The organism is Promicromonospora sp. NPDC090134, assembly GCF_044746965.1.
Taxonomy (GTDB): Bacteria; Actinomycetota; Actinomycetes; order Actinomycetales; family Cellulomonadaceae; genus Promicromonospora.
Genome location: NZ_JBIVCZ010000002.1, coordinates 248861 through 265469 on the forward strand (window position 1 = coordinate 248861; position 16609 = coordinate 265469).

The 16609-nt window shown below is 75.7% G+C and carries 11 protein-coding genes; 5 read left to right on the forward strand and 6 right to left on the reverse strand.

Annotation, left to right across the window (positions count from 1 at the left end):
- Positions 1 to 44: 44 nt before the first annotated feature.
- Positions 45 to 728, reverse strand: a complete 684-nt coding sequence (locus tag ACIPN7_RS07605) for a YdcF family protein (protein ID WP_400539662.1) — start codon at positions 726 to 728, stop codon at positions 45 to 47.
- Between the two features lie 189 nt (positions 729 to 917).
- Entirely contained in the window at positions 918 to 1205 is a 288-nt protein-coding gene (locus ACIPN7_RS07610) for a helix-turn-helix domain-containing protein (RefSeq protein ID WP_400539665.1), read from the reverse strand.
- Positions 1206 to 1411: 206 nt separating this feature from the next.
- On the opposite strand from ACIPN7_RS07610, the gene ACIPN7_RS07615 reads away from it, so the two are divergent.
- From ACIPN7_RS07615 to ACIPN7_RS07625, 3 genes are read left to right on the forward strand one after another with little or no spacing between them, the layout of a single operon-like run.
- Positions 1412 to 2926 carry a DUF3375 domain-containing protein gene (locus ACIPN7_RS07615; protein ID WP_400539667.1) on the forward strand — a complete coding sequence of 505 codons (1515 nt, stop codon included), beginning with the start codon at positions 1412 to 1414 and terminating at the stop codon, positions 2924 to 2926.
- Complete coding sequence (locus ACIPN7_RS07620; protein WP_400539670.1) at positions 2923 to 3663, forward strand: DUF4194 domain-containing protein; 741 nt, start codon at positions 2923 to 2925, stop codon at positions 3661 to 3663. Before ACIPN7_RS07615 ends, ACIPN7_RS07620 begins: the two co-directional genes overlap by 4 nt.
- A complete protein-coding gene (locus ACIPN7_RS07625) occupies positions 3660 to 7520 on the forward strand; it encodes an ATP-binding protein (protein WP_400539673.1) in 3861 nt (1286 codons plus the stop codon). Before ACIPN7_RS07620 ends, ACIPN7_RS07625 begins: the two co-directional genes overlap by 4 nt.
- 116 nt (positions 7521 to 7636) lie before the next feature.
- Here the strand turns inward: ACIPN7_RS07625 and cofE are convergent, their stop codons facing one another.
- Positions 7637 to 8425, reverse strand: coding sequence for a coenzyme F420-0:L-glutamate ligase (gene cofE, locus ACIPN7_RS07630; RefSeq protein WP_400539676.1), 789 nt, complete (start codon positions 8423 to 8425; stop codon positions 7637 to 7639).
- A 110-nt stretch (positions 8426 to 8535) separates the two neighbouring features.
- On the opposite strand from cofE, the gene ACIPN7_RS07635 reads away from it, so the two are divergent.
- A complete protein-coding gene (locus ACIPN7_RS07635) occupies positions 8536 to 10110 on the forward strand; it encodes a protein kinase (RefSeq protein ID WP_400539678.1) in 1575 nt (524 codons plus the stop codon).
- A gap of 49 nt (positions 10111 to 10159) precedes the next feature.
- On the opposite strand, the gene ACIPN7_RS07640 is transcribed toward ACIPN7_RS07635, so the two are convergent.
- The 3 genes from ACIPN7_RS07640 to ACIPN7_RS07650 all read right to left on the reverse strand — a co-directional run bounded on the left by ACIPN7_RS07640 (position 10160) and on the right by ACIPN7_RS07650 (position 12851).
- Complete coding sequence (locus ACIPN7_RS07640; RefSeq protein WP_285105240.1) at positions 10160 to 11152, reverse strand: TIGR03557 family F420-dependent LLM class oxidoreductase; 993 nt, start codon at positions 11150 to 11152, stop codon at positions 10160 to 10162.
- An 84-nt stretch (positions 11153 to 11236) separates the two neighbouring features.
- Entirely contained in the window at positions 11237 to 12112 is an 876-nt protein-coding gene (locus ACIPN7_RS07645) for a hypothetical protein (protein ID WP_400539681.1), read from the reverse strand.
- Positions 12113 to 12122: 10 nt separating this feature from the next.
- Positions 12123 to 12851, reverse strand: a complete 729-nt coding sequence (locus tag ACIPN7_RS07650) for a DUF6597 domain-containing transcriptional factor (RefSeq protein WP_400539684.1) — start codon at positions 12849 to 12851, stop codon at positions 12123 to 12125.
- 126 nt (positions 12852 to 12977) lie between these two features.
- On the opposite strand from ACIPN7_RS07650, the gene ACIPN7_RS07655 reads away from it, so the two are divergent.
- Positions 12978 to 16601 carry an ATP-binding cassette domain-containing protein gene (locus ACIPN7_RS07655; RefSeq protein ID WP_400539687.1) on the forward strand — a complete coding sequence of 1208 codons (3624 nt, stop codon included), beginning with the start codon at positions 12978 to 12980 and terminating at the stop codon, positions 16599 to 16601.
- Positions 16602 to 16609: the final 8 nt, after the last annotated feature.

Sequence of the window (16609 nt, forward strand, 5' to 3'; positions counted from 1 at the left end):
GATGTCCCGGAAGCCCGTTTTGTGACACCGGCCTCAGGCCGCGGTCACACGTCGATCGGGCGGCGATCCTCCACCAGCCGCGACGTGTACCCGGCCGCCACGAGCCGGTCGAAGGCGCCCATCACGTCGGCGGGCACGTCCTCCTCGTGGGAGATGAACCCGAGCTCGGCGTAGAGCGTGAGGCGCTGCGTCTCGCCCACGAGCATGTCGACGACCCGGTCGGCGTCACCGATCGTGCGCACGTACGCGTCGAGCGACATGGGCCGGGACACGCACAGCACGTCGACGTCCGGCCAGACCATCTGGGCCGTCGCGAACGCGCGCCGCTGCTGGTAGGGATGCGAGACGAGCAGCACGGAGGACGGCTCGACCTCGTTCTCGGCGAGCAGCTTGCGGCTGTACTCCAGGTTCTCGCTGGTGTTGGTGGCGGCCGGCTCGACCAGCACCGCCTCCGCGGGCACGCCCTCCGCGATGGCGCGGTCGCGGTAGCCGAGCGCCTCGCCCTGGGGGAACGCGTCAACCGTGGTGGGCGCGTTCGCACCCGTGAAGACGATCTGCGGGAACAGCCCCGCGTGGTAGAGCTCGGCGGTGTAGACGGCCACGCCGAGGTCATGACCGCCCAGGCCGATGCCGACGTCGACCGGCCGCGGCTCGTGCTGCAGGTCGTGGAACACCCACAGTGTCTCTACGTCCTCCCGCACTTCGGCGGGGATCATGACGTTCGGCATATGACGACCATATTGCTCGGAGGAATGGGGGGCACAACCTGAGTGAGAGTGCACGCCCGGTTTCCACTGGAATTGCGTGCAATGTCACATTCATCGGGAACGCACCGCCGCCGTCGTCCCTCCGCGTCCCCGTGCCCCCCGCACCGACATCCCATACGCAGATAAGGTAGCGGACCGGATGAAACCGCCCTAGCGCGCGGGATCGTCCTCGTCCTCCCCCTCGCCGGCCGGCTCGGCGGCGACCGCCACGACGTCGTCCTCGAGCTTGCCCGAGAACAGGTCGAGGTACTGCAGGTGCAGGTGGTAGCCGGCCCCCAGCGCGATGCGCCGGATCATTCCGAGCGTCGGTTCGATCTGCCCGGACTCGATGCGGCTGATCGTCGACGTGGGCACGCCCGCGAGCACCGCCAGGGAGCTCATGCTGAGCTCTCGCTCGGCGCGGATCCGGGCAATGATCTGGGCTGCGTTCGTGAGCAAGGTGCCCTCCCGTCGACGCTCTGCCATCGAAACGTGCCATGACGCACGACAGGGCCTGCCGGAAAGTAGAGATCTGTTTTCCGGCAAGCCCTGTGGGACCTGACTCTATACGTCTATGGCCGTCGCGGCGCAGCGACGGAGCAAGTGTCGCCATGTTTCCCCCGGGGGTGCCGCACCGACACGTTGGCCTACTACTCTCAGCCCCCATGGGTACTGCGAGCTCACCGGGGGACGCCGCGCCCCGGCCGGCCGCCGGGCACGGGACAGGTCGCCGCGGCCAGGCGGCGCGCGCCGTGCGCGCCCTTCTCCAGGAGCACCCCGCGTGGGTGCTGCTGCGGTCGAGGAACGCCGCGGCCGCCGTCGTGCTGCTCGACCGCAACCTCGGCGCGTCCCGCCGCCGGCTGCCCGTGGAGCAGCTCGCCGACCGGATCGACGACGACGTGCCCGAGCTGCGCCGGGCCGGGTTCGAGCTGCCCTACTCGGGCTACTTCTACGTCTCCGAGTGGATCGACGAGGGCGTGCTGGTACGCCGGCGGGCCCCGCAGACCGGGGGCGAGCCCGGCGCGGAGACGGTCGAGCTGTCCGACGGCGCCCTGCTCGCCATCCGCTTCGTCTCCCGCCTGAGGCGGCCGCACCCCGCGGTGACGCCGTCCCGCCTCGGCGCGGTGCTCGACGGACTGCACCACCTGGCCGACGAGGCCGACCCCGACCCGGAGGCCCGGCTCGCCGCCCTCCTGGAGCAGAGCGCCGCCCTCGACGCCCGGATCGAGCGCGCCCGGCGCGGCGACTCCGCGGCCCTGCCGGCGGACGTCGCGGCCGAGCGGGCCCGCGAGATCCTGGCCCTGGCCGGCGACATCCCCGCCGACCTGGCCCGCGTACGCACCGAGCTGGAGCGCACCGACCGCGAGCTGCGCCGCCGGCTCCTGGAGTCCGACGGGTCCCGCGACACCTTTCTCGACGACATCTACCGCGGCGTGGACCACCTCGCCGAGTCGGAGGCGGGCCGCGGCCTGGTCGGGTTCCGCGAGCTGCTGCGGCAGTCGGAGCACACCGCGCAGGACGACCTCGGGCGCGTGCTCGACTTCGTCCACCTGGCGCCCGGCGAGGCCTCCGCGCTGCGCCGCCTGCTGCCCACCCTGCAGGACGCCGCCGACGAGCTCACCGACACCATGGGTGTGCTGCGCCGCGCCCTGCAGCGGACGGTGCGGTCCGGTGAGCTCCCGGCCGAGCGCGCGCTACGGCGCCTGATCGGCGAGGCGCAGGACGCCGCCCTCGCCGCGGCCCCCGACGTCGCGCCCGGCGCGGACCTGCGCCTGACCCTGCCGCTGGGCGCCGTGGCGCCCCGGTCCGTGGGCGGCCTGACGCCGCACAACCCCGGCGGCGAGGACGCCGAGGCGCCGTCCGCCGCCCCGGCCCTGCCGCCGCGGCCGGTCTCGCTCACGGCTCTGCGCGCCATGGCCCGCGACTCGGAGATCGACGTGGACGAGCTGCGCGGGCACGTCAACGACGTGGTCGACCGGGCCGGCCGGGCCACGGTCGGCTCCGTGCTCGGCGCGCACCCCGCCACGCAGGGCGCCGCGAGCGTCGTCGGCCTGCTGACGCTCGCCGAGCAGCACGGCACCCCCACCGGCGACCGCGAGGACGTCAGCTGGCGGTCCTCGCGCGGCGTCGCGCGCCGGGCCGCACTACCCCAGCACCAGTTCGAGGAGCATGTCCCGTGACAGAACCCGGCGTACCCGGATCCGGCCCGGCGCGGCCCGACCCGGCAGACCTCCGCACCGCGCGCCCCGGCCGGCCGGCGGGCACGCCGTCGGGCAGCGGCTCGACGACGTCCCGCGCCGGCGCTCCCGGAGCGGGCGGCGCCCCCGGAACCGGCGGCGAGGCCGGCAGCCACCTCTGGCCCGGCGACCACGGCACGCTCCCCGCGCCCGCGCGCCTCGCGCTGGCGCGCCTCGTGCGCGGCCCCTACCTGGCGGCCGAGCCCGAGCCCGACACCTGGCGCGCGCTGCTGGCCCACGAGGACGTGGTCCGCGAGCGCCTCGCCGACCAGTACCTCGACCTGGTGGTCGACGCCGACGCGCAGGTCGCGTTCGTGCGGGACGTGCCGGCGGCCGACGCGCCGCAGGTGGTGCGCGAGGTGGCGCTGACGTTCCTGGACACGGCGCTGCTGCTGCACCTGCGCGCGCTGCTGCTGGACTCGTCCGACGGCCGCGTGGCGATCAGCCGCGACGAGGCGGCCGACCATCTCGCCGTGTACCGGCGGCGCGGCGGCGGTTCGCCGATGGACTTCAGCCGGCAGCTCGACGCGACGTGGGCCCGGTTGATCGAGTCGGGCATCCTGGAGCCGCTCAGCGGCGACCGGTGCACGGTCTCCCCCGTGCTCCGGACCGTGTTCGGGGCGGACCAGGTCGCGGCGCTGAGCGCCGAGTACGTCCGGCTGGCGAAGGAGAGCGCATGAAGACCCCGCACCCGTCCCCGACCGGGCAGTGGCGCCTGTCGCGCGTCGAGCTGGTCAACTGGGGCACGTTCTCGGGCCACCACGTGGTGCCCGTGCCGCGCGAGGGGTTCCTGCTCACGGGCCACTCGGGCTCGGGCAAGTCGTCGCTGGTCGACGCGGTCGCCGCGGTGCTGACGCCGCCCGAGCACCTGCGGTTCAACGTGGCCGCCGCCGGCACGGCCGCCACGGAGCGCGAGGCGGGCGACCGCGACGTCGTCTCGTACGTGCGCGGCGCGTGGCGGCACCGGACCGACGAGAGCACGGGCGAGGTGGTGGCCGACCACCTGCGCCAGGGCGCCACCTGGTCGGGCGTGCTGCTGCGGTACTCGAACGGCACCGACGCCGACGACGGCACCGTCACGCTGGTGCGGCTGTTCCACCTCACCCGGGGCTCGTCCGCCCCGGCGACGCTGCACGTGGTGGTGCCCGGCGAGGTGGGGCTGCTGGACTTCGAGCGGTTCGTGCGTTCCGGGCCCGACGTCGGGGGCGTGACCGCCGCCTGGCCCGACGCGACCGTGAGCGAGCGGCACGCGCCGTTCGCGGCGGCGTTCACGCAGGCCCTGGGCATCGGCTCGGAGCAGGCGCTGGTGCTGCTGCACCGCACGCAGTCGGCCAAGAACCTGGGCAGCCTGGACGACCTGTTCCGCGGGCACATGCTGGACGAGCCCGGCACCTTCGAGCTGGCGGCACAGGCCGTGCAGCAGTTCGCGGACGTGGCCCGCGCGTACGCCGACATCGAGACCTCCCGCCGGCAGATCGAGCACCTGGGCCGGCTCGCCGCCCTGACCAAGACGTACGACGAGGGTTCGGCGGCCGGGGTGCGCGCCGCGACGCTGCGCGGCTCGCTCGAGACGTTCAAGGACGCGTGGAAGCTCGACCTCGCCCACGGTGCGCTCGCGGGCGCGCGGGCGGCGGAGGAGCGGGCGCAGCACCACCGCAAGGCCGCCGACACCGAGGTCGACGTCGCCGCGAACACCCACCAGCAGGCCGTCAACGTGCTGGGCGCCCGCGGCGGGCAGGCCCTGGCCACGCAGGCCGACCGCCTGCAGCGGGCGGGCGAGATCGCCGCCCTGGTCCGCACGCGGCGCGGCGAGCTCGCGACCGACCTCGAGTCCGTGGGCATGAACATGCCCGAGACCTTCGCCGAGTTCGCGGCGCTCAAGGAGAAGGCCCGGTGGGAGCTGGGCGGCGCCAGGCCGCCGGCCACGGGTGCGGTGCCGACCCTGACGGGGGCGGTGCCCGCCGTGGCCGCCGCGTCGACCGGGCAGGTCGCCGCCGTCGCGACCGGCGCCGTCCCGGCGGTGACCACGGAGGCGCTGCCCGTCGTGGCGACGGGCGCCGTGGCCACGGTCGGCCGCTCCCGCGCGCCCGAGGCGCTGGACGGCGGCATCCGCGACGCCCTGGCCACGCGCTCCGCCGTCGGGCAGCGGCACGAGGCCGTCGCCACGCGGATCCAGGCCGTGCGGCAGACCCAGACGAACGTGCCGGCCGGGCTCGCCACGGCCCGCCGGGCGGTGGCCGAGGCCGCCGGGCTCGACGTCTCGATGCTCCCGTTCGCTGCCGAGCTGCTGCGCGTGCGCGAGGAGGATGCCGCCTGGCGGCCCGTGATCGAGGAGATCCTGCGCCCGCTGGCCACGCTCGTGCTGGTCTCCCCCGCGCACCGCGCCGCCGTCGCGCGGGCCGTGGAGGCCGGGCCCGGTCTGCGCTACCGCGTGGTCGGGGTGCGCAACGACGCGCCGCGGTCCACCGACGACTCGTCGCTGGTGCGCAAGGTCGAGGTCAAGGACGGCCCGGCGTCCGGCTGGCTGCACCGCCGCCTGTCCGAGCAGTACGACTACCTGTGCGTCGAGGAGCCCGCCGGGCTCGACCTGCACGAGCGCGCCGTGACCCGCGAGGGCCTGATCAAGCACGGGCCGGAGGAGATCGAGCAGCCGCTGCTGCCCGGCGTCGAGGACTGGGCGCTCGGCTGGGACGCCGACGACCGGCTCGACCAGCTCCTGGAGCTCGCCCGCGCGACGCAGGCCCGCCTCGCCCAGGCGGACGAGGCCGTGGCCGACGCCGTCGCCGAGCAGCGCGAGGCCGTGCGCCGCCAGCTCACGCTGCGGCATGTGGCGCGCCGGGAGTGGCGCGAGGTGGACATCGAGACCGCCGAGGCCGACCTGACGGACGCCCAGGCGTCGTTCGACCGGCTGCTGGACGGCACGATGGACCTGCTGCAGGCGTCGCAGGACGTCGCGGCAGCCGAGACCCGGCTCGACCAGGCGCGCGCCGCCGCCGCCGAGGCCGCGGACGCGCTCGCCGAGGCCCGCGCGCACCGCCGGTCCCTGGAGCACGTGGTCGCCGAGCTCGGGGACGCGCCGACGAACGCGATCCCGCTCGCGCACCGCCACGAGCTGGAGAAGCGCTACGCCGCCGTCCGCAAGACGGTGACGCACGAGGTGATCGACGACGTCTCCCTGACCGTGTCCCGCACGCTGGACGCGGAACGTGAGGCCGGGCTGCGCACGTCGGGCGCGGCCGAGCGGGAGATCGTCGGGCTGCTGGCCGAGTTCCGGCGCCGCTGGCCCGCCATCACCCGTGACCTGACGGCCCAGGTGGGCGACCGGGCGCGGTACCTGGAGGTGCTGGAGCGCATCCGGACGTCGCGGCTACCCGAGCAGGAGGCCCGGTTCTCGGACCTCCTGACCGACCAGGCCCGCCGCGCCCTGCGCAAGCTCGCCGCCGAGATCCGGCAGGCGCCGGCGACCATCCGCGAGCGGATCGTCGGGGTGAACACCTCGCTGCGCCGCTCCCCCTTCGACACCGACCGGTTCCTGGAGATCCGGGTCAAGGAGCGCCGCCCGGCGGCCGTCGAGGAGTTCCTGACCACGCTCGACACCCTCACCGGCGACACCGAGCCCGAGTACGAGGTACTGGAGCGACTGGTGCGCAGGCTCGGGTCCAGCGACCCCGCCGACCGGGCCTGGCGGACCCTGTGCCTGGACACGCGGCGGCACGTGCACTTCACCGGCGTGGAGGTCACGGCGGGCGGAATCGCGCTGGCCGTGCACGACTCCTCCGCGGGCCTCTCCGGCGGTCAGCGGCAGAAGCTCGTGGTGTTCTGCCTGGCCGCGGCCCTGCGGTACCAGCTCGCCGGTGCCTCCGACTCGGCGACGCCCGCCTACGGCACGATCCTGCTGGACGAGGCCTTCGACAAGGCCGACACGGCGTTCACCCGCACCGCGATGGACACGTTCACCGCGTTCGGGTTCCACATGATCCTGGCCACGCCGCTCAAGCTGCTGCAGACCCTCGAGGACTACGTGGGTGGCATCGGCCTGGCGACCTGCCGCGAGATGCGGGAGTCGCGCGTGGACGTGGTGCTCCTGGAGACCCCGCTGCCCGACGTCGACCCGGTCGCCTCCGCGACGCGGGGCGGGTCCGGTGGTGGGGCCGGGGTGGTTCAGCCGGGGGTTCAGGTGGCGCCTGCGGGGACTGCGCAGGCGCCGGCGGGGGCCGCGGCACCTGCACCTGCACCTGCACCTCAGCAGCCCGGGGCCGCGCCGACCGATGCCGGTGACCCCGCCACCGATGCCGGCGCCACCCCGCCGCGCGGGGTCCCCGCGGTGCCGCCTCCCCCGCCGGGGCCGACGGCGCCGACCGCGGCGGTGCCGGCTGCGACGGTGCCGACGCCTGCGTCGACGACCCCGCCGACGTCGGCGTCCGCGACGGCCGACGAGGACGAGCCTGCGCCGGACTGGTCCGCGACGGTGACGGCCGAGGAGTCCGACGGCGCGTCGCCCGTCGTCCGGATGACGTCGCGCCGACCGTCGCTGTAGGCCCGCCGGACCACGGCACTGACTCGGCGCCCGGTGTGGGGCGAGTCAGGGTCGTGGTCCGACCCGCCCGCTGACTCGGCACACCGAGGAGCGTGAGTCAGCAGGCTGGTCGGCCGTCAGCCGGCGTCGGCGTCCGCCCGGCCATCGGCCAGGCCGCGGGCGTAGGCCTCCGCCGACCCCTCGCGGAACAGGTCGTCCACGCTGGCCCGCACCAGCGCGCGGGCGCCGGGGCCGTCCTCGGCGGTGACGTGCCGGCCCATGCCGCGCACGACGGCGACGGCCCGGCCCGCGGACTTGCCGCGCACCAGCTCGGACGCCGCGGCGATCTCGTCGACGACGGCGGTGACCGTCACGTTGAGCGGCCGCCCGTGCGTGTCGGTGCTGCCCCGCAGGTCGTCGGTCGGGCTGATGCCCGCGCAGCCGATCGCGATGTCGACCAGCGCGTCGCGCCAGGGCCGGCCGGCCGTGTCGGTGACGACCACGCCGATCCGCTCCAGGCCCAGCCGCTGGATCAGCGCCGACCGGACGGTGCGGGCCGAGGCGTCGGGGTCCACGGGGAGCAGCAGCACGGTGCCCTCCGGGGTGTTGCTGGCGTCCACGCCCGCCGCGGCCATCACGAGGCCGAGCTTGTTCTCGACGATCCGCAGCGGCGGCAGCCCCGGCCGCGCCCGCTGGGCGACCACCCGGACGGTCTCGTCCGTGATCGCCTGCTCGCGGTCGTCGGCGGCCACGACGCGGCCCTCCGCCTTGGACACGATCTTCGAGGTCACGACGACGACGTCGCCGTCGCGCGGCCGGTCCTGCTCCTCCAGCCCCGCCAGGAGGTCGGCGATCAGCTCGCCGAGGTCGTCGCCGGGGGTGATCTCGGGCAGCCCGTCGGGGGCCCAGACGCTCAGTCGTTCCACGGGACCATCCTCACATCGACCAGCGGGCGACCATGTCGGCGCGATATCCTGCCAGGCGTTCGTCACAATTGTCTGTTTGATACCGCGATCGATGGGGGAACCGTCCGGTGTTGCACGACCCGCCCGCACGAAGGACGGCGCCCGTACCGGAACCCGCGGCCCTGCGCCCCGGCGAACCCCGCGCGATCGGACCGTTCCGGATCCGCAACAGGCTCGGCAGCGGCGGCATGGGGGACGTCTACCTCGGGACCACGCGCCGGGGTCAGCAGGTCGCGATCAAGCTGATCCGCGGGGCCCAGCTCGACGACGACGAGTTCCGCACCCGGTTCCGGCGCGAGGCGCGTGCCGCGGCCAAGGTACGCAGCCGCTTCATCGCGAACCTGGTCGACGCCGACGCCGACGCGGACCTCCCCTGGCTCGCGACCGAGTACGTGGCCGGGCCGACGCTCTCGCAGGAGCTGGCGGCCAACGGGCCGCTGGCCGAGGCGGACGTGCTGAACCTGGTCGCGGGTGTCGCCGAGGCGCTGTTCGAGATCCACCGCGCCGGGCTGGTGCACCGCGACGTCAAGCCGGCCAACGTGATCCTCGGGCCGGACGGGCCGCGCCTGATCGACCTGGGCGTGGTCGCGGCGATCGACGCGACGCGGCTGACCCTGACCGGGCAGCCCGTGGGCACGCCGATGTACATGGCGCCGGAGCAGGCGACCGGCAGCCGCGCGACGTCGGCCGCCGACGTCTGGGCCCTGGGCGCGCTCGCCTACTACGCCGCCACGGGCAACCACCTCTTCGAGGGCGACCACCCCGCCGTCGTCCTGTACCGGGTGTCGGCGGAGGACCCGTCCTACGCCGACAGCCCCGCGTACCTCCGGCCGTTCCTCGACGCCCTCCTGGTCAAGGACCCGGAGCTGCGGCCGTCCCTCGACGCGATCCTGCGGTCGCTCGGCGTGCCGCAACCCGCCGGCGCCGAGCCGACCCTCGCCACCCCGGCGGGCGGGGGCCCGGCGTCCGCGCCTGGGCAGGCGGCGCGTACCGGCCCAGGGGCAGCAGCGGCGGGTCGTGCCGGCCGCTCCCCGCGACGGACGCGCGGACGGCCCCTGCTCACGGTGGGAGCCGTGACGGCGGGGGCGCTGGTGCTGGCCGGCTCCGCGTTCGGCCTCTGGGACGCGCTCACGGGGGACGACGCGGAGCGCACCGACCTGGGGCAGTCCGAGACAGCCGGTCCGCCGCAGGACCCCGTGGAGCAGTCGCCGGGCGGCAGCGCCGGCCCCGAGGCGGGCACACCGGTCACGGGCGCCCCGGCCGCGGACGACGACGGCAGCGCGGGCGACCCGTGGGCGCTGGGCACCGCGCAGCTCCTCACCGAGGAGTCGTGCTGGACCGCCAGCGTCGACCGGGTCGAGGGGCAGCAGGTCACGCTGACGTTCTCGTGCGACGGCGTGGGCACCCCCGAGTACCAGCACCCGACGCCGAGCGCCTGGCTCAGGGTCTACGCCGTGGGCGCCGACGGCACCGTCCGCCGCGCCACCGCCGCGGACGCCGGAGCGCAGGACACGTTCTGGACGTACGGCAACCTCGCGGACACGGCCGACGTGACCGCCACCGTCAGCCTGCCCGACGTCGGGCCGCTCGCCTCGGTGGCCGTGCAGAACACGGACAGCAAGGGCTGGTACTGGGCCGCACGGTGACGCAGGCGTGCCGTGACGTAGGGGTACCCGGTCACGTGCGGGCGGCCCGTCAGCGCACCAGCTTGGGCAGCACCTCGCGCCCGAACGTCTCGATCCACTCGCGCTGGTTGCGGCCCGCGTTGTGCAGGTAGATGCGGTCGAACCCGAGGTCGACGTACCGCTGGATCGACGCCCGGTGCTCGTCGGGGTCGGCGGAGACGAGCAGGCGCCCCTCGAAGTCCTCGGGCCGGACCATCCGGGCGAGCTGCGCGAAGTCGTGCGGCGAGCGGATGTCGGACCGCGGGAACCGCATGCCGCCGACCGGCCACTCGGTCAGGGCGTTCGCGACCGCCTCGTCGTGGGTGGGCGCCCAGGAGAGATGGAGCTGGAGCGCCTTGGGCATCCGGGCCGGGTCGCGGCCCGACTCGCGGGCGCCGTCCGCGAACCGGGTCAGCAGGGACGCCATCCGGTCCAGGGGCGCGGCCTGCGTGATCAGCCCATCCGCCGTACGCCCGGCGCGGCGCGCCGTGACCGGGCCCGCCGTGGCGACCAGGATCTCGGGGGCGGCGTCCGGCATGGTCCACAGCCGGGTCGACTCCAGCTTGAAGTAGGTGCCCGCGTGCTTGACGTCGCGCCCCGCGAGGGACCCGGCGAAGAGCTTCCGGATGATCTCGACGGCCTCGAACATCCGGTTGATCCGCTCGGCCGCCTCGGGCCAGTAGCCGCCCACCACGTGCTCGTTGAGCGCCTCCCCCGAGCCGACGCCGAGCCAGTGCCGGCCGGGGTTCATCGCCGCGAGGGTCGCCGACGCCTGGGCCACGACCGCGGGGTGCCACCGGAAGGTCGGCGCGGTCACCGGCCCAAGGTCGCCCGTGGTGTGCTCCGCGGCGGCCGCGAGCACGTTCCAGACGAAGCCCGCCTGGCCCTGCTGCGGGGTCCAGGGCTGGAAGTGGTCGGCGGCCATGACGCCGGAGAAGCCGTGCGCCTCGGCGAGCGCCGCGAGCTCCACCGCCTCGCGGGGCGCGAACTGTTCGAGCATCGCGGCATAGCCGATGGTCACCACGCGGGACAGCCTACGGCCCACGCTCCCGGACGTGTCAGACGCTCAGGCCACCAGAGTGTGACCTGAGCGTCTGTCACGCCGGGTTCAGAGACGGCCGTGCAACCGGAGCGTCTTGAGCGCGCCCAGCGTCACGAGGCCGCGCGCGTCCACGGTCTGGCCCGGCGACCAGTGCAGGTAGTCGAAGTCCCAGCCGCCGTCGTCGAGCTGCTCGCGCTCCAGCCGGTCCAGCTCGGCCGCGACCAGCGGCTCGGGGAACAGCGCCCGGCTGGGTGCGCCGGGCCGCGGCGACAGCAGCAGGGGCCGGAGCTGCTCGTCGTCCTCCCCGCCCGAGACGGAGATGGTCCCGTCGTCGCGCAGGGCGGGCCGCAGTCGCTCGACGGCGGCCGCGACCCGGCCCGGCTCGGGCACGGCGTCGAGGAAGCGGAGCGCGAACATGACCGTGTACCCGTCCCCGGGGTGCTCGCCGTCGAGCTGCTTCCAGCACCAGGCGGTCGCGGCGTCGAGCCACGGGTGGTCCAGGCCCAGCTCCCACAGGTGCCCGGCGATCGCGTAGGTGAGGAAGCCACCGTCGTTCGGCACCATCCAGGGCGCGGCCGGGTAGCCGGCGGCGGTGGGCAGCACGTGCGGCGCACGGCCGTCGGGCAGCGCGACGCCGGCGAGCCAGTCGGCGGTCTCGCGGGCCAGCGTCGTGACCTCGGGGTCGGCGGCCGTGCCCAGCTCGGCCAGCACCTCCAGCGCGGACAGCGCGCCCGAGACCTGGCTGTCCGGCCCGCGCAGGTCGGGTTCCAGGGCGTGGCCCCAGCCGTGGTCGGCGTTGCGGTAGGGGCGGAGGGCGTCCAGGACCCGGGCGGGCGGGGCGCCGTCGAGCAGCACCGCGAGGCGGTGCCGGTCCAGCAGGCGGGCGTCGTCGTAGACGAACCGCCGGGCTGCTTCGAGGTCGATGCTCGTCGATGTGCTCATGTCATCGACGCTAGGCGGCGGTCAGGGTCGCGTCTTCCAGAAATCGGACGGGTGTGAGGCCGGTGAGCCGCCGCACCTCGTCCGACATGTGCGCCTGGCTCGCGTAGCCGGCCGCGGCGGCACGTTCCGCGAGGGACGCCGGCGCGGCGGTCGAGAGGGCGATCAGCCGCCGCAGCCGGGCCACCCGCCCCAGCATCTTGGGCCCGTAGCCGACGGCGTCCACCGTGCGCCGGTGCAGGTGCCGCTCGCTGACGCCGAGCTCCTGCGCGACGCCGGAGATGCGCGAACCCGGCGCGCCGAGCCGCCGCGCGGCGGCCGCGACGAGCGCGTCCCGCTCTGCCTTGCGGCGCAGCACGGTGCGCGCGAGCAGGTCCAGGCGGACGGCCGGGTCGGCCGCGTCGAGCGCGTCGGCGAGCGCCGGGCCGACGTCGGGCCACACCTCCGCGAGGGGAACGCGCTGGTCGCGAACCTCGGACGCCGGGATGCCCAGGACGGCGCCGGCCGCGCCGGGCCGGAGCCGGATGCCGCTGGTGCGCGACGTCGGGGCCGAACCGGAGCTGGCGACGACCGGGCCGGTGTCCGCACCGACGATCACGAGGTCGCCGTCGATCCGCACGAGGTCCACGCAGCCGTCCGGGATGATGCGCTGCTCGTGGCCCGGCGGGACGTCGTGCTCCCACAGGCAGGCGACGACCGGCAGCAGGCCGGCCGGCGGTGCGAGCTCACGATAGGGGGTCACGGCGTCCACGCTACGCGCCGCGTCCGACACTCCACCCGTGTCGGACGGACAGGTCCCCCGAGGGCCCTGTCCGTCCGACAGGTCGGGGCCGGATCGAGTGTCAGTGTCCGGTGGCAGAGTCGTGTCATGCCCCTCGTACCGGCTCGACCGAGCCGCAGGCTCCGCCTGCCCCGCGACGAGCGCCACAGCCCGTGGCGCCGTCGCGCGCTGCGGGTCGCCGTCGTTGCGGTCCCGGCCGCGCTGCTGGCGGCGGGTGCGTCGTCGTACGCCGCGGTGGTCACGGGGCACATGGCCGCGGACCCGGCCCGGGACACCCTGATCGTGCTCGCGGCGGTGAGCGCGGCCGTGGTCGCGCTGGACGCCGTGACGTGGCTGGTGGTGCAGCGGGGTGTCGCCCGCGCGGAGGCCACGCTGCGCTCCGAGCTGGCCGCGGCCGCCCTGGGCCAGCCCCTGCCGGAGCTGGAGGAGCAGGCCGTGGGCGAGCTCCTGGACCGGGTCAACGGTGACCCCGAACGACTCACCCGCGCGATCAGCGGGATCGGCATCACGCTCGGCCAGGCCGCGATCAGCCTCGTGGTGGGGTGGGTGGCCGCCGGCCTGGTGTGGTGGCCCGCCTGGGTGGCGTTCCCGCTGGTCGCGGTGGCGGTGCTGGTGTTCGCTCGCCGGTCGGCGCGGCCGTTGCGTGACCTGAGCAGGCGGAGCTCCGAGGCCGGATCGGAGCACATGGCGCAGTTCGAGGAGGCCGTGGCGGCGCGGGACGACCTGCGCACCGCGCAGGGGCAGCGGTACGTGCTGCGCCGGTACGCCGAGCTGGCCGCGCGCCAGATCCGGCTGCGGGAGGACTGGTCCGTCGCGTTCTCCCGCGTGCGGCTGCGCACCGAGCTGCCGCTGGACGCGCTGGTGGGCGCGGTGCTCGTGGGCGGGGTGTGGGCGGTGAGCGGCGGTGCCCTGGACGTCGCCCGGCTGGTCACGCTGTGGCTGCTGGTGACGGGGTTCGTGGGCCGGGTCGACGTGCTGGGCCGCCTGCTGCCCCGGGTCGAGGAGGCGATCGGCACGTTCCACCGGGTGCGCGACCTGCTCGCGGCGCCCCAGGAGCCCGCGGGCGGCGCGCCGTTCCCCGGCAGGTCCGGCACCGGCGGGCGAGCGCCCGGGTCCGGCAGCCCGGGCGGGGTCGAGGTGGAGCTGCGCGACCTGAGCTTCGCCTACGGCGAGGGCTTCGCCCTGGGTCCCCTCTCCCTGACCGTCCCGGCGGGCACCACCTGCGCGCTCGTGGGACGCACGGGGTCCGGCAAGACCACGGTGACCAAGATGCTGTCGCGCGCGGTCGAGCCGCCCGCCGGGAGCGTGTTCCTGGACGGCCGGGACGTCACGAGCCTGGACGTGCACGGGCTGCGCACGCGGGTCGGCGTCGTCGGGCAGCGCACCGAGATCCTGGCGGCGACGCTCGCCGACAACATCACGCTCTGGGCACCGGTCCCGGCCGCCCGGGTGGAGCAGGCCGTGGACGCGCTGGGCCTGCGGGCGTGGGTCGCGTCGCTGCCCGCCGGGCTGGACACCCGGCTGGGGCCCGACGGCGTGACCCTGTCCGCGGGCGAGGAGCAGCTCGTCGCCTTCGCGCGGCTCCTGGTGCGCGACGTCGACGTCGTGGTGCTCGACGAGGCCACCGCGCGCATGGACCCCGCCACGGCGGAGCGGGTCACCCTGGCCGCGCGGACACTCCTGGCGGGGCGGACGGCGATCGTCGTCGCCCACCGGCTGCCCACCGCGCGGCATGCCGACACCGTGGCCGTGCTCGACGGCGGCCGCCTCGTGGAGCACGGGCCCTGGGACCGGCTGGCGGCGTCGGGCGGCCACTTCGCCCGGCTCGTCGCGGCGGCGGGGCTCACGGACGGCGAGCCGGTGCCCACGCCGGAGCCCGCCGCGCCGACGGGCCTGGCCCCCGACCTGGCCCTGGCCGACGGGGACGGGACCGGCGACGTCGCCGGCAGGAAAGCGGGCGCCGCCGGCCCGCACACGGCCGGGTCTCCTCCCGCCGAGCCACGCCCGGCCGCACCGCGGCCGTCGATGGTGCGCGCGGTCTGGAGCACGCTGCGCGCCCGTCCGCACGGCATGCTGGTTCCGGCGATCGTGTTCGAGGTGGCCGACTACCTCACCTCGACGGGTCTGGTGGTCGGCTGGCTGTGGGCGTCGGCCGTCGTGGGCCTGGAGCACGGTTCGGCGCCCTGGCTGCTGGTGGGCGCCATCCTCGCGGCGATCGTGACCAACACCCTGCTGCCGCTGACGGTCCGGCTGACGAGCACCCGGTGGTGGGTCGACTCCCGGCTGCGGCTGCACCTCTCCCTGCTGCGCGGGCAGACGGCGCAGCGCCGCACCGTCCGCGACGCCCCGGGCGAGATCGCGGCGCGGGCGCAGGAGGACTACCGCCTCACGGGCCACACCCAGGCCTGGAGCGAGGTGCTCACGGCGCCGATCACGTTCGCCGTCCTGGTGGTGCTGAGCGGCAGCTGGCTGGCCGGCGCGATCGGCCTGGCCATGGCGGGCGTGATGTTCGCGGCGCAGGTGCTGGGCAGCCGGTCGGTCGCCGCGGCGGCACGACGGGCGGGCGACGCCGCGGCGGAGCTGGGCCGGCTGCTCGGCTCGGCCCTCGACTCCGTGCGCACCGTCAAGCTCGCCTCGGCCACCGGGGGCGTGCTCGCGCAGGTCGCCCGGGTCGACGGGCGCCGCGTGCACGCGTCACTGGTGGAGGAGCGGACCAACTTCCTGGTCGGCCTGGCGCCGTCCGTGCTGAGCCGCGTCGCGACGGTGCTCGCCTGGACGCTGCACCTCGCCGGCACGTGGTCGCTGGGCACGACGCTCCTGGTCAGCACGTCGATCGGCACGTTCAGCTGGATCGGCTACAGCCTGGGCGCCCTCGTCACCAGCGCCGCGTCCGCCCGCCGCTGGGTCGAGGTCACCTCCCGGTACGCGGGCACCGAACGCCTGGCCGACGTGCCCGACGACGTCGACCTGTTCGCGGGCACGGCACTCCCGGCCGGCTCGCGCGCCGGAGCCCTCGCCGCACCGGGCCGCCTGCGCGAGCTCCGCCTCGACGGCGTCAGCGCGACGCACGACGACGGCACCGTCGGTGTCTCCGGCGTGGACCTCACGGTGCGGCGCGGCGACCTGGTGCTCGTGGTCGGCCGGGTCGGCTCCGGCAAGTCGTCCCTGCTCGGCGCGCTGTCGGGACTGGTCGACGTCGGCGGGCGGCTGTCCTGGAACGGTGCCCCCGTCACCGATCCGCAGACGTTCCTGCGCCCGCCGCGTGTCGCGCACGTCGCCCAGGTGCCGCACGTCGTCTCCGGGACCGTCGCGGACAACGTGCGGCTCGACCACGACCGCCCGGTCGACGGTCCCGTGCGGTCCGCGGGGCTCGACCGGGACGTCGCCGAGGCGGGCGGCACCGGCACGATCGTGGGGCACCGCGGGCTGCGGCTCTCGGGCGGCCAGGTCCAGCGGCTCGGCCTGGCGCGCGCCCTGGCCACGGGTTCCGACCTGCTGCTCGTGGACGACGTCTCCTCCGCCCTAGACGCCGTCACCGAGGCCGAGGTGTGGACCGGTCTGCGGGCGGCGGGCACCACGGTGCTGGGTACCACGTCGCGCGCCGCGACCCTCGCCGTCGCCGACCGGGTGGTGGTGCTCGACGGCGGGCGCGTGGCCGCCGTCGGGCGCTGGCGCGACCTGGCGCCGCGCTGGTCCCACCTGGCCGGCTGACCCGGCAG

What these genes read in the sequence shown, in the direction of transcription:
- ACIPN7_RS07605 (WP_400539662.1), bottom strand. Translation starts at nt 728, where the DNA reads ATGCCGAACGTCATGATCCCCGCCGAAGTGCGGGAGGACGTAGAGACA.
- ACIPN7_RS07615 (WP_400539667.1), top strand. Translation starts at nt 1,412, where the DNA reads ATGGGTACTGCGAGCTCACCGGGGGACGCCGCGCCCCGGCCGGCCGCC.
- ACIPN7_RS07625 (WP_400539673.1), top strand. Translation starts at nt 3,660, where the DNA reads ATGAAGACCCCGCACCCGTCCCCGACCGGGCAGTGGCGCCTGTCGCGC.
- ACIPN7_RS07645 (WP_400539681.1), bottom strand. Translation starts at nt 12,112, where the DNA reads ATGAGCACATCGACGAGCATCGACCTCGAAGCAGCCCGGCGGTTCGTC.
- ACIPN7_RS07655 (WP_400539687.1), top strand. Translation starts at nt 12,978, where the DNA reads ATGCCCCTCGTACCGGCTCGACCGAGCCGCAGGCTCCGCCTGCCCCGC.